This window comes from Bordetella avium, from assembly GCF_034424645.1.
Lineage (GTDB): Bacteria > Pseudomonadota > Gammaproteobacteria > Burkholderiales > Burkholderiaceae_B > Bordetella > Bordetella avium.
Genome location: NZ_CP139969.1, coordinates 963,734 through 987,400 on the forward strand (window position 1 = coordinate 963,734; position 23,667 = coordinate 987,400).

General features: G+C 62.4%; 22 protein-coding genes and 4 tRNA genes. 16 read left to right on the top strand and 10 right to left on the bottom strand.

Annotated elements, in window-relative coordinates:
* Positions 1-38: 38 nt before the first annotated feature.
* The gene (locus tag U0029_RS04575) at positions 39-872 is read left to right on the top strand and encodes a mechanosensitive ion channel family protein (RefSeq protein ID WP_012418225.1); all 834 of its coding nucleotides are present in this window, start codon (positions 39-41) and stop codon (positions 870-872) included.
* A 10-nt stretch (positions 873-882) separates the two neighbouring features.
* Here U0029_RS04575 and U0029_RS04580 read toward each other — a convergent pair whose 3' ends face one another.
* Positions 883-1,638, bottom strand: a complete 756-nt coding sequence (locus tag U0029_RS04580) for an IclR family transcriptional regulator (RefSeq protein WP_012418224.1) — start codon at positions 1,636-1,638, stop codon at positions 883-885.
* A 175-nt stretch (positions 1,639-1,813) separates the two neighbouring features.
* Between U0029_RS04580 and U0029_RS04585 the strand changes: the two genes are divergently transcribed.
* Positions 1,814-2,806: a Bug family tripartite tricarboxylate transporter substrate binding protein gene (locus U0029_RS04585; RefSeq protein WP_114852321.1), complete on the top strand. Its 993-nt coding sequence runs from the start codon at positions 1,814-1,816 to the stop codon at positions 2,804-2,806.
* Here U0029_RS04585 and U0029_RS04590 read toward each other — a convergent pair.
* From U0029_RS04590 to U0029_RS04600, 3 genes are all read right to left on the bottom strand, one after another.
* Positions 2,803-3,648: an alpha/beta fold hydrolase gene (locus tag U0029_RS04590; protein ID WP_114852322.1), complete on the bottom strand. Its 846-nt coding sequence runs from the start codon at positions 3,646-3,648 to the stop codon at positions 2,803-2,805. The two genes, U0029_RS04585 and U0029_RS04590, sit on opposite strands and share 4 nt — an antisense overlap.
* Positions 3,649-3,652: 4 nt before the next feature.
* Entirely contained in the window at positions 3,653-4,063 is a 411-nt protein-coding gene (locus tag U0029_RS04595; RefSeq protein WP_114852323.1) for a DUF1330 domain-containing protein, read from the bottom strand.
* 88 nt (positions 4,064-4,151) lie between these two features.
* Positions 4,152-4,955 carry an RNA methyltransferase gene (locus U0029_RS04600; protein ID WP_114852324.1) on the bottom strand — a complete coding sequence of 268 codons (804 nt, stop codon included), beginning with the start codon at positions 4,953-4,955 and terminating at the stop codon, positions 4,152-4,154.
* Between the two features lie 145 nt (positions 4,956-5,100).
* Between U0029_RS04600 and U0029_RS04605 the strand changes: the two genes are divergently transcribed.
* The 3 genes from U0029_RS04605 to U0029_RS04615 all read left to right on the top strand — a co-directional run bounded on the left by U0029_RS04605 (position 5,101) and on the right by U0029_RS04615 (position 8,503).
* Complete coding sequence (locus U0029_RS04605) at positions 5,101-5,880, top strand: inositol monophosphatase family protein (RefSeq protein WP_012418221.1); 780 nt, start codon at positions 5,101-5,103, stop codon at positions 5,878-5,880.
* 160 nt (positions 5,881-6,040) lie between these two features.
* Positions 6,041-7,627: a TerC family protein gene (locus U0029_RS04610; RefSeq protein WP_114852325.1), complete on the top strand. Its 1,587-nt coding sequence runs from the start codon at positions 6,041-6,043 to the stop codon at positions 7,625-7,627.
* Positions 7,628-7,654: 27 nt separating this feature from the next.
* On the top strand, positions 7,655-8,503 hold the full coding sequence (locus U0029_RS04615) for an undecaprenyl-diphosphate phosphatase (RefSeq protein WP_039051714.1): 849 nt from the start codon (positions 7,655-7,657) through the stop codon (positions 8,501-8,503).
* A 106-nt stretch (positions 8,504-8,609) separates the two neighbouring features.
* Here the strand turns inward: U0029_RS04615 and U0029_RS04620 are convergent, their stop codons facing one another.
* The 3 genes from U0029_RS04620 to U0029_RS04630 are packed head-to-tail and all read right to left on the bottom strand — an operon-like array spanning position 8,610 to position 10,679.
* Positions 8,610-9,380 carry a UDP-2,3-diacylglucosamine diphosphatase gene (locus U0029_RS04620; protein WP_012418218.1) on the bottom strand — a complete coding sequence of 257 codons (771 nt, stop codon included), beginning with the start codon at positions 9,378-9,380 and terminating at the stop codon, positions 8,610-8,612.
* Complete coding sequence (locus tag U0029_RS04625) at positions 9,373-10,014, bottom strand: peptidylprolyl isomerase (RefSeq protein ID WP_169507439.1); 642 nt, start codon at positions 10,012-10,014, stop codon at positions 9,373-9,375. The genes U0029_RS04620 and U0029_RS04625 overlap by 8 nt, the downstream gene beginning before the upstream one ends.
* On the bottom strand, positions 10,011-10,679 hold the full coding sequence (locus tag U0029_RS04630; protein ID WP_169507438.1) for a tetratricopeptide repeat protein: 669 nt from the start codon (positions 10,677-10,679) through the stop codon (positions 10,011-10,013). The genes U0029_RS04625 and U0029_RS04630 overlap by 4 nt, the downstream gene beginning before the upstream one ends.
* 220 nt (positions 10,680-10,899) lie before the next feature.
* On the opposite strand from U0029_RS04630, the gene cysS reads away from it, so the two are divergent.
* The 11 genes from cysS (at position 10,900) to U0029_RS04685 (ending at position 18,933) form a co-directional block, all read left to right on the top strand.
* On the top strand, positions 10,900-12,351 hold the full coding sequence (gene cysS / locus U0029_RS04635) for a cysteine--tRNA ligase (protein ID WP_114852327.1): 1,452 nt from the start codon (positions 10,900-10,902) through the stop codon (positions 12,349-12,351).
* Positions 12,352-12,364: 13 nt separating this feature from the next.
* Positions 12,365-13,009 carry a DNA-3-methyladenine glycosylase family protein gene (locus U0029_RS04640; RefSeq protein WP_012418214.1) on the top strand — a complete coding sequence of 215 codons (645 nt, stop codon included), beginning with the start codon at positions 12,365-12,367 and terminating at the stop codon, positions 13,007-13,009.
* A 36-nt stretch (positions 13,010-13,045) separates the two neighbouring features.
* Positions 13,046-14,011 carry an acetyl-CoA carboxylase carboxyltransferase subunit alpha gene (locus U0029_RS04645; protein WP_012418213.1) on the top strand — a complete coding sequence of 322 codons (966 nt, stop codon included), beginning with the start codon at positions 13,046-13,048 and terminating at the stop codon, positions 14,009-14,011.
* A gap of 18 nt (positions 14,012-14,029) precedes the next feature.
* The gene (tilS, locus tag U0029_RS04650; RefSeq protein ID WP_114852328.1) at positions 14,030-15,055 is read left to right on the top strand and encodes a tRNA lysidine(34) synthetase TilS; all 1,026 of its coding nucleotides are present in this window, start codon (positions 14,030-14,032) and stop codon (positions 15,053-15,055) included.
* 92 nt (positions 15,056-15,147) lie between these two features.
* Positions 15,148-16,407, top strand: coding sequence for an aspartate kinase (locus tag U0029_RS04655; RefSeq protein WP_012418211.1), 1,260 nt, complete (start codon positions 15,148-15,150; stop codon positions 16,405-16,407).
* A 76-nt stretch (positions 16,408-16,483) separates the two neighbouring features.
* Positions 16,484-16,576, top strand: a tRNA-Ser gene (locus U0029_RS04660).
* Between the two features lie 250 nt (positions 16,577-16,826).
* Positions 16,827-16,903 (top strand) — tRNA-Arg (locus U0029_RS04665).
* Between the two features lie 134 nt (positions 16,904-17,037).
* A tRNA-Arg gene (locus U0029_RS04670) sits at positions 17,038-17,114 on the top strand.
* A gap of 245 nt (positions 17,115-17,359) precedes the next feature.
* On the top strand, positions 17,360-17,668 hold the full coding sequence (locus U0029_RS04675; protein WP_012418210.1) for an ArsR/SmtB family transcription factor: 309 nt from the start codon (positions 17,360-17,362) through the stop codon (positions 17,666-17,668).
* 24 nt (positions 17,669-17,692) lie between these two features.
* Positions 17,693-18,811: an alkene reductase gene (locus U0029_RS04680; RefSeq protein ID WP_114852329.1), complete on the top strand. Its 1,119-nt coding sequence runs from the start codon at positions 17,693-17,695 to the stop codon at positions 18,809-18,811.
* Between the two features lie 45 nt (positions 18,812-18,856).
* Positions 18,857-18,933, top strand: a tRNA-Arg gene (locus U0029_RS04685).
* 100 nt (positions 18,934-19,033) lie between these two features.
* On the opposite strand, the gene U0029_RS04690 is transcribed toward U0029_RS04685, so the two are convergent.
* From U0029_RS04690 to U0029_RS04700, 3 genes are all read right to left on the bottom strand, one after another.
* On the bottom strand, positions 19,034-19,624 hold the full coding sequence (locus U0029_RS04690; protein WP_049794163.1) for a chalcone isomerase family protein: 591 nt from the start codon (positions 19,622-19,624) through the stop codon (positions 19,034-19,036).
* A 63-nt stretch (positions 19,625-19,687) separates the two neighbouring features.
* Positions 19,688-20,881 (bottom strand): acetyl-CoA C-acyltransferase, encoded by a 1,194-nt coding sequence (locus U0029_RS04695; RefSeq protein ID WP_114852330.1) that lies wholly within the window; start codon positions 20,879-20,881, stop codon positions 19,688-19,690.
* 9 nt (positions 20,882-20,890) lie between these two features.
* Positions 20,891-23,275, bottom strand: a complete 2,385-nt coding sequence (locus tag U0029_RS04700) for a 3-hydroxyacyl-CoA dehydrogenase/enoyl-CoA hydratase family protein (RefSeq protein ID WP_114852331.1) — start codon at positions 23,273-23,275, stop codon at positions 20,891-20,893.
* Between the last annotated feature and the right edge of the window lie 392 nt (positions 23,276-23,667).

The window sequence follows — 23,667 nt, forward strand, 5'->3', positions numbered from 1 at the left end:
AGTCGGCAAGTCATTTGCAAGCATAGGCGGGAGATCGCATGAAAGAGTGGCTGAATGGTATGAGCGAGCTCATGCCCCAAATCCTGGATATGGGCCTGAATCTGGTCGTGGCGCTGCTGATTCTGATTATCGGCTGGTGGGTGTCATCGATGCTAGGGCGGTGGGTGCGCCGCGTGGCGCAGCAATCCCCCCGGGTGGACCCCACCATCGTGCCCATGTTCCAGACCACCGTGGTCTGGTCTGTGCGCATTTTCACGGTTATTGCGGTACTGGCGCGGTTTGGCGTGCAGACCGCCAGCCTGATCGCCGTGCTTGGCGCGGCCGGCCTGGCTGTGGGTCTGGCCTTGCAGGGCACGCTGCAAAACATTGCCGCAGGCATCATGCTGCTGGTGTTGCGGCCTATCCGCGCGGGCGAATACGTGGGCTTGAGCAACGGCTATGAGGGCACGGTCGAAGAGGTTGGGCTTTTTCTGACGCGGCTGGTGCAGGCCGATGGCATCAATGTGTCATTGCCCAACAGCACGGTCTGGACCGCAACCATTATTAACTACAGCCGCAACGTCAACCGCCGTTGCGATATTCCGGTGATCATTCATTACGGTGACAACCTCGATGAGGCGGTCGCGCGTCTGAAAGCGGTGGTCAAGGCGCATGCCCTGGTATTGCAGGAGCCGGCGCCCAGCGTGCGCGCCATCGAGTACCGTGACACTGGCACGGTCGTGAACGTGCGGGTCTGGGCCACGGCCGCCAACTACTGGGATATGCGTTGGGACCTGTTTCAGCAGCTCCGTACGCAGATGAGCGCAGCCGGTTTCCGTGCGCCCGTGCCGGTGCGTGAAATTCAGGCGCCGCCGTCCAAGGACGGCGCCTGAGGCGCCGGGCTCAGTATTTGAGCCTGGCCAGTTCCGTCTTGATCCAGCCGGCGATTTCGCGCTGGCGCTGCGCCGGCATGCGGTCAATGATGGCCGTCACACTCACGGCCAACAGGGGCATGCCCTGCGCATCCAGCAGGGCGCAGCCCACGCCCAGCGCGCCGCGCACGGCATGATTGCCCACCACGGAATAGCCCCGGGACCGGGTGTTTTCGATAAGACGCAGCATTTCATGCGGCGTCATGCCGCCATACTCATCCAGACGCCCTGAGTTGCGCGCGACGATGCCGTGCGCGATGTCGTCCGGCAGGGCGGCCAGCACGGCCATACCCCCCGAACCCACGCCCAGCGGCTGGCGCTTGCCAGCATAGGTAGCCAGAATCTGCACGGGATAGCTGCCGATTTCCCGGTGCAGACTGACCGAGTCATCGCCGTCGCGTACCACCAGGAACACGGCATCGCCGGTACGGTCGGCCAGCCGCTTGAGGGTGGGCAGCATTTGGCGCACACGCGGATCGGTCGATACGGCGTCGGGTTCGCCGCCGAGCTCGGCGCGGTATTTCTTGGTGCCATGGACGGTTGACACCAGGCCCGCCTCGCGCAAAGCGGCCAGCAGGCGATAAATAGTGGGGCGTTGAATGCCAGTCTGGCGGGCGATATCCGTCACGCTCAGACCGTGGGGCCCCTGATCGCGCAAGGTCGCCAATACCGCCAGGCCCCGCCTCAAGGTGCGCGGTCCGGCGGCCGTGGTCTCGCTTTCTTGCATGTATGTCTCTGATTATTAAGGTAAATATTCGGCTCGTCAGGGGCCCGTGCCACGGGTAAACCAGCGTCCGTAGGGTGGACTCTACCTTGCCTGATCGACGCTGTATAGCGCAATATCGGCCCACCTAAAATTCTTATACGTCCACACAATGGACACATCAGTTTGGAGACAGAGTATGACCCTGGCCAAAAAAACCCGCCTAGTGCGCTCCCTGGGCGGCACGATCGCCGCCACCCTCGGCGCCCTGGTCCTTGCCTCCGCTCAGGCCGCGCCTTACCCGGATAAACCGGTGCGCATTGTGGTGGGTTTCTCGGCAGGCGGCACGACTGACGTGATCGCCCGCATTATGGCCAAAGAGCTGACCGAGTCGCTCGGTCAGACGTTTCTGATCGAAAACAAACCCGGCGGCGGCAGCAATATCGCCACCGACTATGTCGCTCGCGCCACGCCGGATGGCTACACCCTGCTCTTCGTGGCCGTCACCAGCGCCATCAATCAAACGCTGTACAGCAACGCCAAATTCGATCTGGTGAAAGATTTCGCGCCGGTCGCGCTGGGCGCAAAAGTCCCCAATATTCTGGTGGTCAATCCGCAGGTTCCTGTGAAGTCGGTGCAGGAACTGGTCGATTACGCCAAGGCCCATCCCGGCAAGCTGGCGTTTTCGTCCTCGGGCAGTGGCACATCGATTCATATGGCGGGCGAACTATTCAAGCAGCGCAGCGGTATTGATGTGCTGCATGTGCCTTACAAGGGCAGCGCCCCGGCCGTGAGCGATCTGATCGGCGGACAGGTGCAGTTCATGTTCGACAACATGCCGTCGTCGTGGCCGCATGTGCAAGCGGGCAAGCTGCGCGCCCTGGCCGTGACCAGCGGCGAACGCTCCCAAAGCGCCCCCGATCTGCCCACCATGAAGGAAGCAGGCTTTGACAACTTCGATGTCACGTCATGGTTTGGTTTGATTGCGCCGGCCGGCACGCCACCCGACGTGGTCGAGACCTTGAACAAGGCCATGAATCAGGCGCTCGACAAACCTGGGGTGCAAAACGCCTTCGAGAACCTGGGCGCGGTGGGCGAGAAGACCACGCCGCAAGAGTTTGGCGCCTTTATCAAGTCAGAAGTCGAAGGTTGGGCGCCGGTGGTCAAGACCTCGGGCGCCCGGGTCGATTAAGCCACGCTGTGCCGACGGGCATGGGCCGTGATCGCGCGGCCCAGCCTTGCATAGGCCGCTGCGGGGATATCGTGTCCCATGCCCGGCATATCGGGCCACTGCGCGCCGGGAATGGACGCCGCAGTGTCTTGGCCGCAGGCTGGCAGGATGAGCGGGTCCTCGCTGCCGTGAATCACGAGCGTAGGTGCGCTGATGCGGGCCAATTGGGGGCGCAGGTCACCTGCGCTGACCAAGGCTGCCAGCTGCCGCATGAAGCCGCCAGGGGATGCCGGCTTTTCTTGCTCGATAAAGCGGCGCTCCCGGGCCTCGTCGAAGGGAAATCCGCTGCCTGCCAAGCGGCGCGCGAAGGCCAGGCGGAAGGCCAGGTCCTGGACGGGGTGGGTCAGCATGGCCATCACCTCCGGCGCAGCGCCCGGCAGGGCAGGATTGCCTGTGCTCGACATGATGGACACCAGCGTGGTCACGCGGGCCGCTTCGTTGGCGGCTAGCCATTGGGCCATCATGCCGCCCATTGAGCGGCCGACGAGGTGTGCGCGCTCGATGCCAAGGGCGTCAAGCAGACCGATCGCGTCCAGGGCCATGTCTTGCAGGGTGTAAGCAGGGGGGGCGCCTAGCGCCAGCGTCGCGAAATCCGGTGTGGGCAAATGAGTCAGATGGCTGGAGCCGCCTGCATCTCGGTTGTCGTAGCGGATCACGCGGTAGCCCTGATCGGCCAGCATGTGGCACCAGGCGTCCGACCAGCGAGTGCGTTGTGCGTCCAGGCCAGCAATCAGCAGGATGGCTTCGCCCTGACCGAACTCGTCGTATTCCAAATCGATGTTTCCGGTATGAACAAGTGGCATGGCTTCAGGCCTTCATCGTGATGGCTAGCAGGCGGGAGTCTTCGATGGCGGCCAGTCGGTGGCCTAGGCCTGCCAGATAGGCCGGATTGCTGGCAAAGTCCAGAAAGACGGCTGTACTGTGTTGCCGCACCAGCATGACGCGGTCCCAGCGTTCCTCATCGGGACCGATCAGCCAGGCGCTGGCGCTGCCATGAAACGACAGATCGCCGCCGCTGGCGCGCGGCAGGGTATGGGCGATATAGCGGTCCAGCGCCTGGGCGCCGCTGATTGCATGGGGCGGCGCCAGCTCGGGATGGGCCGAATAATCGGCCACTTCCCGCAAGCGCAGCAGGTTGAGCATCATCAACGGGCCCTTGCTTGCGCGCGCAATGAAATCGCGGCCGGCGGCCTGGGTCGGTTCGAGGTAGGCGGGCATGGGGTGCCTCCGTCAGGACGGAAAGCAGCAATATACCCGGGTAAAATTAATTTATCAATTTTACCCGGATATATTTTTAAGCAATCGGCTAGTTGTTGTTTTTGCGCTGACGGGGGCCGGCGCGGCCAGCGATATCCAGCATGGCGGTACAGACGCCACGCATCATGTCGATTTCGTCGCGGCTCAGTTCGGCGCGGGTGAACAGATGCCGCATGCGAGGCATAAGCTTTTTGGGGTGGGCCGGGTTGAGAAACTCCACGGCCACCAAAGCCTGCTCCCAGTGTGCAAGCATGGCCTGCACGGCCTCGCTGCTGGCGGGCTGGGCTCCCGGATCAGGCTGATGCGCCTTGGAGGGCGGCAGCAGCGTCGCGCCAGCGGCTTCAAGCAGGGCGTAGCGCAATTCCCAGGCCGCCAGTTGCAGCGCCTGCGCCACATTGAGCGAGCTGTATTCGGGATTGGCCGGGATATGGCAGATACGCTGGCACAGCCCGATCTGCTCATTGGTCAGCCCAGAGCGCTCCGTCCCCAGCACGATGGCGACGCATCCGTCCGGCTTCTGGTCCAGATGCTCGCGGCTCAGGGTGGCGGCTTGGCGGATATCGCAAGGCGGGGGGCCCAGGTCGCGCACGCGGGCGGTCAGCGCAAAAGCCAGCGTGACCGGGGCCAGCGCCTCTTCCAGCGTGGCGCAAGTGCGGGCGTTTTCCAGCACATCGGCCGCGCCGCTGGCCAGCGCGACGGCCTCGGGTTGGTGGGTCATATCGGGCAGACGCGGGTCTACCAGCACCAGTTCGGCAAAGCCCATGGTCTTGATGGCGCGAGCCGCCGAACCCACGTTGCCGGGGTGGCTGGGCTGCACCATGATGAATCGCGCACGTGAAAATTCTGTAGTCATTTAAAATGGGAGGTTTGGCTTTGTGCTTTCCTGGATTTCCGGGCACGCCAGGCCGGGGACAGCCGGGGTATTTGGCCCGCTGGCAGTACGATACTCCCTCAGCTTGCGCACCTATGTGGGCCAGGCCTTCACCGAACGGAATTTTATGCACCCGATGCTCAATACCGCCATCAAGGCGGCTCGCCGTGCTGGCACCATCATCAATCGCGCCAGCCTCGACCCCGACCGCCTCACCGTGGCGCGCAAGGGGCCGCGCGATTATGTCACGGAAGTGGACCGTGCCGCGGAAGAGGCTATTGTCGAAGTCCTGCGCACCGCCTATCCCGATCACGCCGTGCTGGGCGAAGAGTACGGCCTGCAAGGCCCGGATCAGGCAGAGTTTCAATGGATCATCGATCCCTTGGACGGCACCACCAATTTCATCCATGGCCTGCCCAATTACGCGGTGTCCATCGCCCTGACCCAGCGCGGCCAGGTGACGCAGGCCGTGGTTTACGATCCGGCCCGCAACGAGTTGTTCACGGCCAGCCGTGGCGGCGGCACTTTCCTGAATGACCGCCGCGTGCGCGTGTCCGGCCGCATCCGCTATCACGAGGCGCTGCTGGGCGCGCACTGGCCGACGCCTGCCGATCCTGACCAGGCTTCTTCGCGTTTCCGTCATATGGCCGAAGGCAGCACCGGGGTGCGCCGCCTGGGCTCGACCGTGCTGGAGCTGGCCTATGTGGCGACCGGGCGTCTGGACGGCTTCTGCGGCGTGGGACTCAAGCCCTGGGATCTGGCTGCGGGCAGTCTGCTGGTGCTCGAGGCCGGCGGTTTGGTCGCCGACTTCGACGGTGAGCAAGGCTGGATGGATTCCGGCAATGTGCTGGCCGGCAGCCCCAAAATTTTCACCCATATGCTGACGGCTTTGCAGCCCAAGGCCTGACGCGCGCCGCCTCTTCTAAACCGGCCTTGCGCCGGTTTTTTCATCTTGCTGTCAGTCAGGCCGAGTAGGCTGGCGGGCCGCTCGTCGGGAAGAGGCGCTTACCCGCGTGTCACGATATTTCCATGTACGATTATCCAACTTGTAACTTCTGGAGTGCCTGATGGAGTGGCTGCTGGACCCCGCCGCGTGGGTCGGCCTGCTTACCCTTGTCATCCTTGAAATCGTCCTCGGGATAGACAACCTCATCTTCATCGCCATTCTGGCGGACAAGCTGCCGCCGTCGCAGCGCGACCGCGCGCGCATCGTGGGTCTGAGCCTGGCGCTGGTGATGCGTCTGGCGCTTCTGTCAGTGATGTCCTGGCTGGTCACGCTGACCAAACCCCTGTTTGTACTCGGGCCTTTCTCTTTTGCCGGGCGTGACCTCATCCTGATGTTGGGCGGATTCTTCCTGCTCTTTAAGGGCACGATGGAATTGCACGAGCGCATCGAAGGCGGCGGCCAGCAGGTTGCCGGCGGCTCGCGCTCCTATCCGAGTTTCTGGGTCACGGTCACGCAGATCGTGGTGCTCGATGCGGTGTTTTCGCTGGATTCCGTCATCACGGCCGTGGGCATGGTCGATCATCTGGCCATCATGATGATCGCCGTGATCATCGCCATCGGCATCATGCTGGCCGCATCCAAGCCGCTGACCCGTTTCGTCAATGCCCATCCGACGGTGGTCGTGCTGTGCTTGGGCTTTTTGCTGATGATAGGTTTTTCCTTGTTGGCCGAGGCTTTTGGCTTCAAGGTGCCTAAGGGCTATCTCTATGCCGCCATCGGTTTCTCGGTGCTGATCGAGGCGCTCAACCAGGTGGCGCGGCGCAATCTGCTCAAGCTGGATGCGCGCCGCCCCATGCGGGACCGCACGGCGGAGGCGGTGCTGCGCATGCTCGGCAAACGTCCGCAAACGGCCGAGCCGGTCAGCGAACCGGACGCGAATGCGCCGGCTCTGCCTGCTTTCGGGGTAGAAGAGCGCAATATGGTCAGCGGCGTGCTGACGCTTGCCGAGCGCTCAATCCAGTCCATCATGACGCCGCGCATCGATATGTCCTGGGTCGATATCGACGATGATCCGCAGCACATTCAGCAGCAGATCATGGCGGCGCCGCACAGTTTTTTTCCGGTATGCAGGGGCTCTCTTGATGAGGTGATCGGCATCGGGCGCGCCAAGGACATGGTGGCCGACCTTATCGCCGAAGGTGCGATACGCCGCAGCCGCCTGCGCGATCCCATCATCGTGCATGAGTCCATCGGCATTCTGCGCCTCATGGACACGCTCAAGCGCTCGCGCGGCCAGCTTGTGCTGGTGGCTGACGAATTCGGCGCCATCGAAGGCCTGGTCACGCCCATCGATGTCTTTGAGGCCATCGCGGGTGAGTTTCCCGACGAAGACGAAGTCCCTGATATCGTTTCCCTGGGCGATGGTGTCTGGCAGCTCGATGGCGCGGCAGACTTGCGCCATGTCGAGCAGGTGCTGGACACCGAAGGCTTGCTCGACGAGTCGCGGGATTACTCCACCCTGGCCGGCTATTTGCTGCTGCGCTTCGGGCAACTCCCTAAGCCGGGCGATAGCTGCGAATATGAAACGCCGTACTTCCGCTTTCGTTTCGAGGTATTGCGCATCGAAGGGCGGCGTATTGCATCAGTGAGGGTAGAGCGCACTTCCAACGAAGCACTGGCCGATTCCGACCACTACGATCACGACTAAACAAGTGTTTTCTCAGGTATTCCTATTGTGACCGACAGCACGCTCTATTTTGTTAAGGCTTTCTTCCTGGGCATTATCGAAGGCCTGACCGAGTTCATCCCGGTGTCCAGCACGGGCCATCTGATTCTGTTCGGCGACTGGATTAATTTCGAATCCGGATCGGGCAAGGTCTTTGAGGTGGTGATTCAACTGGGCGCCATTCTTGCCGTGATGTGGATTTTCCGTGCCCGTCTGTGGCAGCTCATTCGCGGCACCCTGAGCGGTCAGCGCCAGGAGATGCTGTTCACGCGTAATCTGCTGCTGGCCTTTTTCCCGGCGGCCATCATCGGCGCTATCTTCATCAAGGCGATCAAGCAGACCTTCTATCATCCGGGCGTCGTGGCGGTCACGCTGGTGCTGGGCGGCTTGATCATGCTGTGGGTAGAGCGCCGCGCTCCCAGATCAGATGGCAGCGCCAGTGAAACCGCCACCGAAGAGCGCGCCACGGCGCATAGCCTGGAAGAAATCAGTTGGAAGCAGGCCCTGGGCGTGGGCGTGGCGCAATGCCTGGCCATGATTCCGGGCACGTCGCGTTCTGGGGCAACCATTATTGGCGGCATGGTTGCCGGCATTCAGCGCAAGACGGCGACGGAGTTTTCTTTCTTCCTGGCCATGCCGACCATGCTAGGTGCGGCGGTCTATGACATGTACCGCAATATCGATTTGCTGACCAGCCATGATCTGGGGGCCATCGCGGTAGGCTTTGTCGCGGCTTTTCTGAGCGCCTTGCTGGTGGTGCGCGCCGTGCTGCGTTTTGTGGCCAATCACACTTATCGCGGTTTCGCCTGGTATCGCATCGCCTTGGGGGTGGTGGTCGCGGCCTGGCTGGCGTTCTAGCGCCTGCGCGCTGCGGCACAAGCAACAAGGCCCGGCGAATGCCGGGCCTTGTTGCTTGGCTGCCTGTCCCGAAAGCGAAGCAAGCCTTTACGATTCGCGGGATACCTCAGGCGTCCTCGGCGAGATCGTAAAACTGCAGCCCGTCGCGGTCGATGACCAGCCAGCCGCCGCGCAAGGCGCCGTGATCGCAATCCCAATCGGGCAGGACCCAGCGTTCGCGCTTCCTGCCGTCGATGTTCAGCACATGACGGTTAGGACGATGGGTGTGGCCGTGCACGAGGTGGGCCACCTCGGTGTCGCGAAACACCGCCGCGACGGCATCCTCATTGACGTCCATGATCTCGGTTGACTTGCTTTGATTGGCGGCCATGCTTTCGCCACGGGCCTGTTGCGCCATCTGCAAGCGTTCGGGAATGGACTTGGCGAGGAACTCGGCCTGCCAGCGCGGGTCGCGCACCATGGTGCGAAACTGCTGATAGGCCGTATCGTCAGTACAGTACTCATCGCCGTGCGTGATGAGCAGCGTGCCGAAATCGGTCTCGACCAAAGCAGGTTCCGGCAGCAGTTGCGCGCCCAACGCATCCGCCAGCTCTTGGCCCATCAGAAAGTCGCGATTGCCGCGGCCCAGATAAACCGGGATGCGCGCCGCCACGGCCTTGATGGCCTGCAGTGCCTGCGCGAGCCAGGGCGGCGCCGCGCGGATGACATCGTCGCCGATCCAGGCGTCGAAGATGTCGCCGGGCAGCAGCAGGGCATCGGCCTCCTCGGCAGCGGCCTGCAGAAAGCCGGTGAAGGCCTCGGCAGTGGCCGGCGTCGCCGGCCCCAGATGCACGTCGGAGGCCAGCCACAACGTGCCTGGCAGGACAAGCTTATTCAAGGATTTCGGCCTTTTCGATGACGACGTCTTCCTTGGGCACGTTCTGGTGGAAGCCTTCGTTGCCCGTCTTTACGCCACGGATTTTGTCGATCACGTCGGTGCCTTCGGTCACCTTGCCGAACACGGCATAGCCCCAGCCTTGCGGGGTCGGTGCGGAGAAGTTCAGGAAGTCATTGTTGGCGACGTTGATGAAGAACTGGGCGGTGGCCGAGTGCGGATCGCTGGTGCGGGCCATGGCGACCGTGTATTTGTCGTTCTTCAGGCCGTTGTTGGCTTCATTGTCGATCGGGGCATGGGTGGGCTTTTGCTTCAGGCCGGGTTCGAAGCCGCCGCCCTGAATCATGAAACCGTCGATCACGCGATGAAAGATGGTGCCGTTGTAGAAGCCTTCTTTCACGTAGGTGAGGAAGTTCTCGGTCGTCTTGGGCGCTTTTTCGGCGTCCAGAGTGATGACCAGATCACCTTGATTGGTGTGAAGCTTGACGCGAGGATTGCTCATGGATGGAGTGCCTTCTGAAAGAGAGGAGGACGGGGAGGCCGGTTGAGCGCCGGAGTTCAGGGGCAGCAGGGCAGCGAGCAGAAATGCGCCAGCCCAATGGCCTAGCGGCCTGATGCGGGAGATAAAAGCGGTCATGAATGCGATTTATCCTTCAGTAGTTTTTCCAGTTCCTGGGTTTTTTGCTGCATGCCAGGCACGCCGCGCTCGGCTTCCTGCCGGTAGGTGCGCAACGCAATCATGAGCTGCAGGTCGCCTTGGTTGGCGCGGGCCGCTGCGTAATTCGGATCGGCCCGCAACGCCATGTTAAGCGCATCCTGAGCCCGGTCCAGATCGCCGCGCGCCGCGTACAGGGCGCCCAGGTTGTTCCAGGGTTCGGGCAACTCCGGGAAACGTGTGGTCATTTCGCTGTAAATGGCCTCGGCCTCCTGAGAGCGCTTGAGCGCCGCCAGCGCACGCGCATGCTGGAACATCAATTGCACATCGGTGCCGGGGGTCTTGCGCGATGCGGCGATGCGCGCTTCGATCATTTTGAGGGCCTCTTCGTTATGGCCGGCGTTGAGCTGGCGCTCGATATAGTCCGTGATCTGGGATGGGGTCGGGTCCAGGCGGGTATCGACACCGGGCTTTGCGGCTTCCAGCAGCCTGGCCAGCGCATCCCAGCCGCCTTCGGGCGGCGGATTTTCAAGCTTGGTCAGGCCGGTGTTGCTGTTCGATGCCGAGCCGCCAGCGATGGATTGCGCGTGGGCCAGTGGGCTGGCCGCTGCGGCGCACAGGGCCAGAGCCAGTATGAGATAGCGCATGAGCGGCGTGTTCTTCACTAGGGTGTCCGTTAGTTGAGGGGCCTGCCGAAAAGCACGGTGACAGGCCGCTTGCTATACTTTAAGACCGCCATTTTAGCCCCGGTTGAGGCAATGGCCTTGCGGCAGCGCTCTCAGAGGGCATGCCGGGCGGTGCGGCCCAGCATGTTGAGGCCGGCCAGACACCCTTCCTAAGACGCCAAGATAGCCAACGACGAGCGCCATGCTGCACATCTACAACACATTGTCGCGTACCAAAGAGACCTTCAAACCGGTACATGCCGGCGAGGTGCGCATCTATGTGTGCGGCATGACAGTCTACGATTACTGTCACTTGGGTCATGCCCGCATGCTGGTGGCCTTCGATGTGGTCCAGCGCTGGCTGCGAGCCAGCGGCTACGCCGTCAACTACGTGCGTAATATTACCGATATCGATGACAAGATCATCCGCCGCGCCATCCAGACGGGGCGGCGCATGCACGAGGTGACCGATTACTTCATTGCTGCCATGCATGCCGACGAGCGCGCGCTGGCGGTGGAGCGCCCTGACCATGAGCCGCGAGCCACTGCCTATGTCGGCGAAATGATCGACATCATTGGCCGTCTCGAGAAAAACGGCTTGGCCTATCAGGCTGACGATGGCGATGTGAACTACGCCGTCCGCGGCTTTCAGGGTTATGGAAAATTATCGGGCAAGTCGCTCGACGATCTGCGCGCCGGCGAGCGCGTGGCGGTCGGCTCGTCCAAGCGCGATCCGCTCGATTTCGTGCTTTGGAAGTCTGCCAAAGAAGAAGAACCCCCCGAAACCAAATGGGATTCCCCCTATGGTTTCGGCCGGCCGGGTTGGCATATTGAGTGCTCCGCCATGAGCAAGAGCCTGCTGGGCCTGCCTCTGGATATTCACGGTGGCGGTCCGGATCTGAAGTTTCCCCACCATGAGAACGAAATCGCCCAGACCGAAGGCGCTTTCGGCGGCACCTTGGCCAATATCTGGATGCACTGCGGCCCCCTGATGGTCGATGCCGAGAAGATGTCCAAGTCGCTGGGTAATTTCCGCACCATCCGCCAGACGATCGCCCAGGGCGAGGCGCAGGATGGTGAGGCCGATTACCAAGTCAATCCGCGCGAAGCGGAAATGCTGCGCTTTTTCATCGTGCGCAACCATTACCGCAGCCCACAGAATTACACGCCCGACAATCTGGTCGATGCGCAGAATGCCCTGGATCGTCTGTATCAGGCGCTGGCCAATGTGACGCCGGACGTTGCAGGCATAGACTGGAACGAGGCGCAGGCGCAGGCATTCAAGGCAGCCATGAATGATGATTTCAATAGTTCTGGCGCGGTGGCCGCGTTGTTTGAGCTGGCGGGTCAGGTCAACCGCGAGCGCGACAGCCGTGCCGCCGGTCAGCTCAAGGCACTAGGTGCCGTGCTGGGTCTTTTGCAACAAGATCCGGCGGTTTATTTTCAATCGTCTACCCGGTATTCTTCGGCCGGCATGCAGCAGGGCGCGTCGCAAATGGATGCGGCCCGCATCGAGGCGTTGATCGCCGAGCGTGGGCAGGCTAAGCTTAGCCGCGATTTTGCGCGTGCCGACGCCATCCGCGCCGAACTGCGCGCGGCCGGCATCGAACTGGATGACAAGCCCGGCGGCATGACCCAATGGCGCCGAGCCTGATATAGCATCGTTCATGTCCAGTTCTGATCTCGAATCCGTCAAGCCCGACTATTGGGAAGAGGCCGTTGCGCATCTGATGCGCCGCGACCGTATTCTCAAGAAGATCATCCCGCAGCACAGCCACACCTGGCTGATGTCGCGCGGATCGCCTTTCGTGACCCTGGCGCGCGCCATTGTAGGGCAGCAGATCTCCACCACGGCGGCCGATGGCCTGTGGACGCGTTTGCTTGATGTCGCGGGCAAGCGCCCCACGCCGGCGACCGTGTTGCGTGCTGGTGTGCAGGGTTTGCGCGCTGCGGGTTTGTCGCAGCGCAAGGCGGAATACGTTCAGGATCTCGCGGACCACTTCGGTCAGCGCAAAGTCCATCCTGAGCGTTGGGCGACGATGGACGACGAAGCCGTTATTTCAGAGCTGGTTGCCATTCGTGGTATCGGCCGCTGGACGGCGGAGATGTTTTTGATTTTCAATCTCCAGCGCCCGGATGTACTGCCGCTGGATGATCCTGGGTTGCTCAAGGCAATCTCGTTACACTATTTCAGCGGCGAGCCCGTTTCCCGCTTTGAGGCCCGTGAGGTCTCTTTGGCGTGGCAGCCCTGGCGTACCGTGGCGACCTGGTATTTGTGGCGCAGTCTGGAACCGACTCCGGTCCAGTACTAAGCCCGACTTCCGCGCCCATCTACGGAACCACACTACATGCGCAATACATTTCTGGAATTCGAACAACCGCTCGCCGAACTTGAAAACAAGATCGAGCAGCTGCGCTATGTGCAGGCCGATTCCGCCGTTGACATCTCCGATGAGATCGGCCGCCTGCAGCAAAAGAGCCAGACGCTGGCCAAGGAAATCTACGGCAAGCTGACGCCCTGGCAGACCGCCTTGGTGGCCCGCCATCCGCAACGTCCTTACACGCTGGACTATGTGCGCGAAATCTTCACCGATTTCCACGAGCTGCACGGTGACCGCATGTATGCCGACGACCAATCCATCGTGGGCGGGCTGGCCCGTTTCAATGGCCAGTCCTGCATGGTGATCGGTCATCAAAAAGGCCGAGACACCAAGGAGCGCGCCGCCCGCAATTTCGGCATGCCGCGTCCCGAGGGCTATCGCAAAGCCCAGCGCCTGATGCGCCTGGCCGAGAAGTTCAAGCTGCCCATTTTCACCTTTGTTGACACGCCGGGTGCTTACCCTGGCATCGGCGCCGAAGAGCGCGGCCAGTCGGAAGCCATTGGCCACAATCTCTATGTCATGGCTGAGCTCAAGGTGCCGGTCATCGTGACCATCATCGGCGAAGGGGGCTCGGGCGGCGCTTTGGCGATTGCCGTGGGCAACGCTGTGCTGATGTTGCAGTACTCCACCTATTCGGTGATTTCTCCCGAGGGTTGCGCCTCGATTCTGTGGCGTAGCGCCGACAAGGCTCCCGAAGCCGCGGAAGCGCTGGCCATTACTGCGCCGCGCCTGAAAGACCTGGGTCTGATCGACCGGGTTGTCAACGAGCCGATCGGCGGCGCGCACCGCGATCCGCGGGTCATGGCGCGTTTGCTGCGTCGTGCTCTGGGAGACTCTCTGCGTCAGCTCCAGGACCTCACGCCGGAACAGCTCGTCGAGCAACGTCTCGAACGCGTGCTCGCCTACGGCCGTTTCCAGGAAGTTCGCGGCTGAGTCCGCGCGGGCGGCGTCATGTCTCCCGATCTTTACGCTCAAGTGCTTGGCCCGGCGCTGCTCGGGCCTGTGCGCGCCACGCTGGCGCGCCTGCCGCCCCAGGCGCCTGTTGCGCTGGCGTTGAGCGCAGGAGCCGACTCCGCGATGCTGGCGGTCGCGGCCAGGCTGCTCGCCCCTCAGCGCCCGCTTCTGGCATTGCATGTGCACCATGGTTTACAGGCTCAAGCCGACGAGTGGGCGCAACGCGCCCAGGCGCTGGGCGGCTTGCTGGAGCTGCCCGTGCGTATTGCACACGTGAAGGTGCCCGCAGATGGCAGCGGTATCGAAGCCGCTGCACGCACAGCGCGTTATGCCGCGCTAGCCGCGATGGCCCGCGAGGCGGGGGCCGGGCATGTATTACTGGCCCATCATCGTGATGATCAGGCAGAAACCGTGCTGTTGCGCTTATTGCGCGGCGCCGGGGTCGAAGGCATGGCCGCCATGCGCGAAGAAAGTCCGCGTGACGGCCTGCTTTATCTGCGGCCCTGGCTAGATCTCGATCGGGCCGCTATTGTTCAGGCCGCACAGGCGTTCGCCGCGCTGACGGGCTGGCAGGCGGTTCAAGATCCAAGCAATGTCGATCCCCGCTATACCCGGGCGGCCGTGCGCGCCACGCTTGCCCCCCTGTTGAATGCACGCTGGCCAGGCTGGCAAGCCATCGTCAGCCGCCATGCGCGGCAGATGGGCGAGGCGGTGGAAATTCTGCGCGAGGTGGCCCGGGAGGATTATGCGCGTCTGGAGCCGGATGAGGCCGGCTTTGCGCTCGCGCCTTGGCGCGAGTTGTCGCCGCCCCGGCAGGCGCAGGTGTTGCGCTATTGGCTGGGTGCGCAGGGTCTGCGCATGCCCAGCGAGGCGCGGCTGCGCGATTTGATGCGGCAGTTGCGGCAATTGCACGCTTTGGGTCATGACCGCCAGTTGCGCGTGGCGCATGAGGGGCACGAGATCCGTTGTCATCGCGGCCGGGTGTGGCTGGCCCCAGCCGGGGCGAGAAAAACCAGCGCTTGAGGCCTGCGGTATATCGGTCTGCGCAAATTTTTACCATGCGCTAGAATCATGCACTTTGCCCGCCCTGGCGGGCCCCCAAGCCAGAGTACGAGATGTCCCTGATCGTTCACAAGTATGGCGGTACGTCGATGGGCTCGGTCGAGCGCATCAAGAATGTGGCGCGCCGCGTCGCAAAGTGGCATGCCGCAGGCCACCAGGTCGTGGTGGTGCCCTCGGCCATGTCGGGCGAAACCAATCGCCTGCTGGGCCTTGCCCGCGAAATTACGCCGCAGCCCAATGGCCGCGAGCTCGATATGATCGCCGCGACCGGCGAGCAGGCATCCAGCGGTCTGCTGGCCCTTGCTCTGCAGGCCGAAGGCGTGGCTGCCCGCAGCTATGCCGGATGGCAGGTCCCGATCGTTACCGATTCGTCCCACACCAAAGCCCGCATCAGCTCCATTGATGACGTGCGCATCCGCGCCGATCTGGACGCAGGGCGTGTGGTTGTCGTGACCGGCTTTCAAGGCGTTGATCCGGAAGGCCACATCACGACGCTGGGTCGCGGTGGCTCCGACACCTCGGCCGTGGCCGTCGCTGCCGCGCTCAAGGCCGACGAATGCCTCATCTACACCGATGTCGATGGCGTGTACACCACCGATCCGCGTGTCGTGCCTGAAGCCCGCCGCATGCCCGTGGTGTCGTTCGAGGAAATGCTCGAAATGGCCTCGCTGGGCTCCAAGGTGTTGCAGATCCGCTCGGTGGAGTTCGCCGGCAAATACCGTGTGCCCACCCGCGTTCTGTCCTCGCTGACCGACCCGCTTATCCCGCTCGAAGAAGAAATGGTTTCGGGCACGCTGATTACTTTTGAGGAAGACGAAAAAATGGAAGCCGCCGTTGTCTCCGGCATCGCCTTCAGCCGCGACGAAGCCAAGATCACTCTGTTGGCCGTGCCCGACAAACCCGGTATCGCTTATTCGATCTTGGGCCCGGTCGCCGCCGCCAATATCGATGTCGATATGATCGTGCAAAACCAATCGGTCGCCGGCACCACCGACTTCTCCTTCACCGTGAACCGCAATGAGTTCCTGCGTACGGTTGAGCTGCTCAAGAACGAAGTCATCCCCGCTGTGGGCGCGCGTGAACTGGTCACCGACGAGAAGGTCGCCAAGGTGTCCATCGTCGGCATCGGCATGCGTTCGCACGTGGGCGTGGCCAGCCTGATGTTCCAGACGCTTTCGCAAGAAGGCATCAACATCCAGATGATCAGCACCAGCGAAATCAAGACCTCGGTGATCATCGACGACAAATACATGGAACTGGCGGTGCGTGCGCTGCACAAGGCTTTCGGCCTGGATCAAGCGCCGGCGGCCTGATGCCAAAGGTTGGTCCGAAATTTTTGTTCTGATCTGAAAAAAGTATAAAAAATTCGTGTAGAATCTTGGATTCTTCGGAGACGTGCCCGAGAGGCTGAAGGGGCTCCCCTGCTAAGGGAGTATGTGGCTAAAAACTGCATCGTGGGTTCGAATCCCACCGTCTCCGCCAAGATCGCTGAAAAACCCGTGACTTCTGTCACGGGTTTTTTCTTTTCAGATCGCGCGTCTTGCATGGCCATGGCGCTGACGGATCGTAGGTCTTGCGCTGCTGTGTTGCGTCACAGGGCGTAGCGGCTGTGGGCGGGGCTATCATCGCCCGCCGGCCTGGCGTCAGGCTGCGTTGCAGTCAATAGGCCGGGCCGCCGGCCCAATGCTTGTTGCGCTCTTTAGTAAATTCATGTTATAAACACGCCTCTTTAGCGCCCGTAGCTCAGTTGGATAGAGTACTTGGCTACGAACCAAGGGGTCGTGGGTTCGAATCCTGCCGGGCGCGCCAGATTGACAGCAAAGGTCTGCTCAGGCAGGCCTTTGTTTTTTGCCGGATGCGCAGTTCCGGCGCGGCATATTTCCTCACTGGAGCGCCGCTTTTTTGTTGGACAAAAAGAAAAAACGCGCTATAATCTTTCTTCTGCGCCCGTAGCTCAGTTGGATAGAGTACTTGGCTACGAACCAAGGGGTCGTGGGTTCGAATCCTGCCGGGCGCGCCATACTTGAAAGCCTGCAAGCATCTGCTTGCAGGCTTTTTATTTTCCTGGTTGCCGGGCTGATGCGCGGGCGTTTTCCTCTGTTTCGACGCAGTGAAGTTCGCCCCTGATATCGCCCCTGATAGCCCTCCGCGTTGAAAACCCCAGGCGTGCATTACCTCCAGTACCAATAACCCCGAGCGTATATCGAAATATCTGCATATCAAGATTTTTCGATATAAGATGGGCGTCATGATCCGAGACCTCGTATGAGCATCAACACCGAAGACATCCTCAAGGCACTGGCCCACCCGGTGCGACGGAATATCCTGCTTTGGCTCAAGGAGCCGCAAAGGCATTTTGGCGGGCAGGAGCATTCATTGGATATCGGCGTGTGCGCGGGCCAGTTCGAGCGTTGCGGATTATCGCAATCCACGGTTTCCACCCATTTGGCGATCTTGCAGCGTGCAGGGCTCGTGCAGAGCAAGCGCGTAGGTCAATGGGTGTTTTATCAGCGTAACGAGGCGGTCATCGCCGAGTTTATGCAGATATTGAAAATTGAGCTGTTCAATTCCTAGCCCGTACATCCCGAGAGGTCATTCATGTCCAAGTTGTTCCAGCCCATCACTGTCGGTGATTTGCAACTTGCCAATCGCATCGTGATGGCGCCGCTTACGCGCAATCGTTCGCCCAATTCGGTGCCGCAACCCATTACCGCCACCTATTATGCGCAGCGCGCCAGCGCAGGCCTGCTCATTACCGAGGCCACGCCGGTTTCGCATCAAGGGCAGGGCTATGCCGATGTGCCTGGCTTGTACGCGCCCGAGCAAGTGGCCGGTTGGCGCCGCGTGACCGACGCCGTGCATGCCAAGGGGGGCAAGATTGTCGTGCAGCTTTGGCACGTGGGCAGGGTTTCGCATGACAGCTTGCAGCCGGGTGGGAAATCGCCTGTGGCGCCTTCGGCGATCCGCGCTCAAACCAAGACCTATCTCCTCGATGCTGATGGCAAGGGGGCTTTCGTCGAGACCTCGGTGCCCCGTGCGCTAGAGGCGAGCGAATTGCCTGGCATCGTGGATGATTACCGCCGGGCGGCGCGCACCGCCGTGACGCAAGCGGGTTTCGATGGCGTGGAAATCCATGCCGCTAATGGCTATTTGATCGATCAGTTTTTGCGGTCCGGTTCCAATCGCCGCGAGGACGCCTATGGCGGCAGCATCGAGAACCGCGCCCGTTTTCTGTTCGAGGTGGTGGACGCCATCGTGGCTGAAATCGGTGGGGGGCGTGTGGGTATCCGTTTGTCGCCGGTGACGGCGGCCAACGACAGCCACGATGACAATCCGCAGCCGCTGTTCGATTACGTCGTCACCCGCCTGGCGCAGTATGGCCTGGCTTATGTGCATATCATCGAAGGCCAAACAGGCGGCGCGCGCGCCTATTCGCAAGGCCCGAAGCCTTTCGATTATGCGCAGCTCAAGTCGGCCTATCGTGATGCGGGCGGACGCGGCGCCTGGATGGTGAACAATGGCTATGACGGCCAGAGCGCGCAGGCTGTGCTAGACAGTGGCGCAGCCGATCTGGTGGCCTTTGGCCGCCCCTTTATTGCCAATCCGGATCTAGTCGAGCGTTTGCGCGCTGGCGCGCCCTTGAACACGCCGGATAAAAACACGTTCTACGGCGGTGGCGAGCACGGCTATACCGACTATCCGGCACTGGCCGATTGAGCCGCTGGACAATCTCGGAAAACACGCTATAATCTCGCCTCTTTAGCGCCCGTAGCTCAGTTGGATAGAGTACTTGGCTACGAACCAAGGGGTCGTGGGTTCGAATCCTGCCGGGCGCGCCATATTTGAAAACCTGCAAGCATTGCTTGCAGGTTTTTTTTGCCGGGCCGCCATGGTGGCTGGCTGGTCTGGCTCGCGATGTGCCGGACTTGATGGTGCGGCTCAGTTCTGACCCAGCAAGGCCTCTTTGAGTGAAGCTTGCGCGGGGTTGTCGCCCAGCCAGATGCGCAGTAGCGCGGCAGCCAGATTGGTGTCGTCGATGCGGCCCTGGCTTTGGCCGTTATAGAAAATAGTGACTGCGCCAGGCTCCATCGCCAGATCGATGATGTCGCCATTACTCAGTTGGCCGATGCGATGAAGCAAGGCAGACAGCGTATCGATGGCGGGTTTCAGTGACTTGACGTCGGCGGCGCTATGGTTGGCTTCCAGCCCCTGTCGCACTGCCTGTTCCAGTGTGCTGGCGCTGATGTCACGCAGAAATTGCAGATGCAGGCGGCGCGGGCCGGGTCCGGCGATCAAGGCCTGGGCTTCGTGGCTGATCGGCCTGGCGTAAAGCGCAGCCAGATAAATGTTGAAGATGAACTCAGAGCAAAGGCCGGCGCCGATGAGCGGCAGGCTTTGCTCGCCTTGAATGACCTGCTTCGGGATTGCTATGCCATCGAGCACGATGCCGCTTTGCGCGGAGGCCTGAAAGCTGAGAGCGAGCGTGGCAGCGCACAGGCAGCGCTGTATGAGAGACGGGCGGTAGAACACGACACAGTCCTGATATCTAGGGAGAGGCGAGCAGGGGCCAGGCGGCTCCTCTGCGCAGGTGAATCAAAGCGCTTCGAAAATTCCTGCCGCGCCCATGCCTGTGCCGATGCACAGGGTGACCAGTCCATAGCGTGCGCCAGTACGGCGCAGGCCATGAATCAGGGTCGCGACGCGCAGCGCGCCGGTGGCGCCCAGCGGATGGCCCAGCGCAATCGCGCCGCCTAGGGGATTGACGCGATCGGGGTCTAGCTTGAGCTCTCGGATCACGGCCAGCGATTGAGCGGCGAACGCTTCGTTCAGTTCTATCCAGCTCAAATCATCCTGTTGAATACCGGCGCGCGCCAGTGCTTTGGGCAGGGCGGCAATAGGCCCTATCCCCATGATCTCGGGAGGCACGCCCGCCACGGAAAAACTGACGAAACGGGCCAGTGCTTGTAATTGAAAGCGTTTGAGCATGCGTTCGGACACCAGGATGATGGCGCCTGCGCCATCCGACATTTGTGAGCTGTTGCCTGCGGTGACGCTGCCCTTTGCGGCAAACACCGGCTTTAGACGCGCCAGCGCCTGAAGCGAGGTGTCGCGGCGTGGCCCCTCGTCGGTATCCGCGAGGCGCTGCGCTTGCCTCACGACCCCGCTGCGCTCGCCAGGCAGGTAGTTGACGATCTGGTAGGGCGTGATTTCGGCGCGGAAGTGGCCGGCATCAATCGCCGCGCAAGCTTTCTGATGGGAGGCCAGGGCGAAAGCATCCTGATCCTCGCGGGAGATGCCCCAGCGCTCGGCGACTCGCTCGCCAGTCAGTCCCATGCCATAGGCCATGCCCAAGGTTTCTTCTTGCGCGAAGATGGCCGGATTGATGGCCACCTTGTTGCCCATGATCTGGGGCATGGCGCTCATGGATTCAGTGCCTGCGCCTATCATGATGTCGGCTTCTCCCAGGCGGATGCGGGCCGCCGCGTCGGCCACGGCCTGCAGGCCGGAGGCGCAAAAGCGGTTGACCGTCACGCCGCAGACGGATTGCGGCAGGCCGGCCAGCAGCAGCGACATGCGGGCAACGTTCATGCCCTGTTCCGCCTCGGGCATGGCGCAGCCGGCGATCACATCCTCGATCAGTGCCGGGTCCAGCGATGGCACCTGGGCCAAGGCGCCGCGCAAGGCCGCCGCCAGCAGGTCATCCGGGCGGGTGGTGGCATACATGCCGCCGCGTTTGCCTACGGGCAGACGGGTGGCGGCAACGATATAGGCATCGGTGTGGCTCATAGTATGTCCTCAGTTGCGCAGCGGCTTGCCGGTATCCAGAGTGTGACGGATGCGGGCCTGGGTTTCGGGCGTACGCAGCAGCGCCATGAACTCACGGCGCTCCACGGCAAGTAGCCATTCTTCATCGACGAGCGTGCCGGCATCGACTTCGCCGCCGCAGAGCGCAACCGCCGCACTGCGCGCCACGCGGTAATCGTGTGCGCTAATCATGCCTCCTGCACGCATATTGAGCAGCGCCATTTCGAAATTGGCTACGCCGCTGCGGCCGGCCACGGCGATGGATTGACGCAGCGGACGCGGACGGTGCCCGGCATCGGCCGCGGCGCGTGCGACGCGTAAGGCGATCCAGAGCAGTTCGTCAGGATGGAAGGCCACGACGTCCTGCGCCTGGGCGTAAGCCATCGCCTGGGCCTGCAGCGCGCTTTTACTGACCTGGGCAGTGGCGATGTTCTGGAACACCGGTTGCAGGTAGGCGAAAACCTCGCCAGGCGTGGCCGTGGTCTGGGCCAGGTCGGCAGCGCGGCCAGCCAGGAAGGCGCTGCCGCCTCCGGCGGGAATCAAGCCGACGCCAGCCTCGACCAAACCGATATAGCTTTCCAGCGCCAGCACGCGGTGGCTGGCGCGCATCAGGAACTCGCAGCCGCCGCCCAATGCCATGCCTTGAACGGCAGCCACGACCGGAATGCCTGCCTGCTGCAGGCAAAGCGCGGTGCGTTGGAAGGTCTCGACCATGCCTTCCAGCATGTCGAATTGATCCGCCTGGCAGGCTTGATAGACCTGTTCCAGATTGGCGCCTACCGCGAAAGGCGCCTCGTGCCAGAACACCAGGCCATCGGCTGAGCGTTCGGCGCGCGCGACGGCTTCCTGGATGCCGTGCAGCACTTCACTGCCCAGCGTATGCATCTTGGAGGTCAGTGACAGAATCGCCAGGCCGGCGTCTTGTGCAGGGAGCTGCCAGAGCCGTACGCCTTCGCTTTCCCAGAGCGTGACACCGCTTGGAGGGGGGGATTCTCCGACCAGACGTTCCGGGAAGATTTGGCGTTGGTAGACGGGCAGGCGGGAGCGGGGGCGCAGCGTGTTGGCGCAGGCCGAATAAGAGCCTGTGTCGCTGTGTACGCCCTCGCGCTCGAACACCCAGGCGGGCAAGGGCGTGTCGCTCATGGCGCGGCCGGCCTCGATGTCTTCGGCGATCGCCCCGGCCAGCGTCTGCCATCCGGCGGCTTGCCAGGTTTCGAAGGGGCCCAGCGCCCAGCCAAAGCCCCAGCGCATGGCCAGATCGATATCGCGGGCATTGTCGGCGATGGCCGCCAGTTGCACGGCGCTGTAGTGCCAGGTGTCGCGCAGCAGGCTCCAGAGAAATTGCGCCTGCGGCGAGGCATGGGCCCGCAAGGCGGCAAAGCGCCGCGCCGGGTCGCGCTCTTTCAGGATGGCGTCCACTTCGGGCGTGACGCGGCCGGCGGCGAGACGGTACTGCGCGCTGGCCGGATCCAGCACAAGAATGTCCTTGCCTGCTTTTTTATAAACACCTGCGCCACTTTTCTGACCCAGGGCACCTTGTGCGATAAGCGCCTGCATCCAATCTGGCAGCACGAAATAAGCATGCCAGGGGTCCTGCGGCAACTGGTCGCGCATCGTGCCGACGACGTGGGCGAGCGTGTCCAGCCCGACCACGTCGGCCGTGCGGTAGGTGGCGCTCTTGGGGCGGCCGATACGCGGCCCGGTCAGGGCGTCGACATCATCGAAAGCCAGACCCAGGCGTGCGGTGTGATGCAGCGCCGCCAGGATAGCGAATACGCCGACGCGGTTGCCTATGAAGTTGGGCGTATCCCGCGCGCGGATCACCCCCTTGCCTAGCCGCGAGGTCAGCCAGGTCTCCAGGTGATCCAGCACTGCGGGCCGGGTCTGCTCGGTGGCGATGAGTTCGACCAGCCGCATATAGCGTGGCGGATTGAAAAAATGCACGCCGCAAAAGCGCGGCCGCAGGTCGGCGGGCAGGGTGTCGGACAGCGTGTTGATCGACAGCCCCGAGGTGTTCGAGGCCAGGATGGCGTCGTGAGCCACGTGCGGGGCGATGCGGTGATACAGATCGGTTTTCCAGTCCAGACGTTCCGCGATGGCCTCGATGATCAGATCGCAGTGCGCCAGCCGAGGCAGGTCATCGTCGTAGTTGGCGGGGGTAATCAGTGCCAGCCGGTCGGGCCGGGCCAGGGGCGCGGGCTCCAGTTTGCGCAGGCCGGCGAGGGCGCGCTCCACGATGCCGTTGCGCGGCCCCTCCTTGGCGGTCAGGTCGTACAGCGTCACAGCGATGCCGGCATTGGCCAGATGCGCCGCGATCTGCGCGCCCATCACGCCGGCGCCTAGAACGGCGGCATGTTTGACGGTAAACGTAGTCACGAAAACCTCCTGATGTTGTGTCCCGGGGCTCAGAAGCGGGTGGAAACCTGTAGACCGATGATATTTGCTTTGCTGCGGTAGTCGCCTGCCATCCGGTCCTTCGTCCGCACGTCGCCCGAGGTCGGGTCGATAGGCGTCTCGCACATAAAGATAGGTATAGCTCAGATCGGCCGTGGTGTCCTTGCTGGCCAGGTATTGCAGGCCGATGGCGCCGCCGATGCAAATATGGCGTGAAACGACGATACACACACCGGCCTGAGCGTGCGGGGCGCGCAGCAGAGCGGGGCTGTGTCAGGCGCCATAACCCCGTCGCCGTATCGGGAGGCGCGGCGCGGCCGGCATGGAAGGGTTACAGTAATCATCATTACCCAAAGATGGCCTGGCGGCCATCG

Bases quoted from the DNA above. Each gene is read 5' to 3' on its own strand.
- U0029_RS04575 (WP_012418225.1), top strand. From the start codon at position 39: ATGAAAGAGTGGCTGAATGGTATGAGCGAGCTCATGCCCCAAATCCTG.
- U0029_RS04580 (WP_012418224.1), bottom strand. From the start codon at position 1,638: ATGCAAGAAAGCGAGACCACGGCCGCCGGACCGCGCACCTTGAGGCGG.
- U0029_RS04585 (WP_114852321.1), top strand. From the start codon at position 1,814: ATGACCCTGGCCAAAAAAACCCGCCTAGTGCGCTCCCTGGGCGGCACG.
- U0029_RS04590 (WP_114852322.1), bottom strand. From the start codon at position 3,648: ATGCCACTTGTTCATACCGGAAACATCGATTTGGAATACGACGAGTTC.
- U0029_RS04595 (WP_114852323.1), bottom strand. From the start codon at position 4,063: ATGCCCGCCTACCTCGAACCGACCCAGGCCGCCGGCCGCGATTTCATT.
- U0029_RS04600 (WP_114852324.1), bottom strand. From the start codon at position 4,955: ATGACTACAGAATTTTCACGTGCGCGATTCATCATGGTGCAGCCCAGC.
- U0029_RS04605 (WP_012418221.1), top strand. From the start codon at position 5,101: ATGCACCCGATGCTCAATACCGCCATCAAGGCGGCTCGCCGTGCTGGC.
- U0029_RS04610 (WP_114852325.1), top strand. From the start codon at position 6,041: ATGGAGTGGCTGCTGGACCCCGCCGCGTGGGTCGGCCTGCTTACCCTT.
- U0029_RS04625 (WP_169507439.1), bottom strand. From the start codon at position 10,014: ATGACCGCTTTTATCTCCCGCATCAGGCCGCTAGGCCATTGGGCTGGC.
- U0029_RS04630 (WP_169507438.1), bottom strand. From the start codon at position 10,679: ATGCGCTATCTCATACTGGCTCTGGCCCTGTGCGCCGCAGCGGCCAGC.
- cysS (WP_114852327.1), top strand. From the start codon at position 10,900: ATGCTGCACATCTACAACACATTGTCGCGTACCAAAGAGACCTTCAAA.
- U0029_RS04640 (WP_012418214.1), top strand. From the start codon at position 12,365: ATGTCCAGTTCTGATCTCGAATCCGTCAAGCCCGACTATTGGGAAGAG.
- U0029_RS04645 (WP_012418213.1), top strand. From the start codon at position 13,046: ATGCGCAATACATTTCTGGAATTCGAACAACCGCTCGCCGAACTTGAA.
- tilS (WP_114852328.1), top strand. From the start codon at position 14,030: ATGTCTCCCGATCTTTACGCTCAAGTGCTTGGCCCGGCGCTGCTCGGG.
- U0029_RS04655 (WP_012418211.1), top strand. From the start codon at position 15,148: ATGTCCCTGATCGTTCACAAGTATGGCGGTACGTCGATGGGCTCGGTC.
- U0029_RS04675 (WP_012418210.1), top strand. From the start codon at position 17,360: ATGAGCATCAACACCGAAGACATCCTCAAGGCACTGGCCCACCCGGTG.
- U0029_RS04680 (WP_114852329.1), top strand. From the start codon at position 17,693: ATGTCCAAGTTGTTCCAGCCCATCACTGTCGGTGATTTGCAACTTGCC.
- U0029_RS04695 (WP_114852330.1), bottom strand. From the start codon at position 20,881: ATGAGCCACACCGATGCCTATATCGTTGCCGCCACCCGTCTGCCCGTA.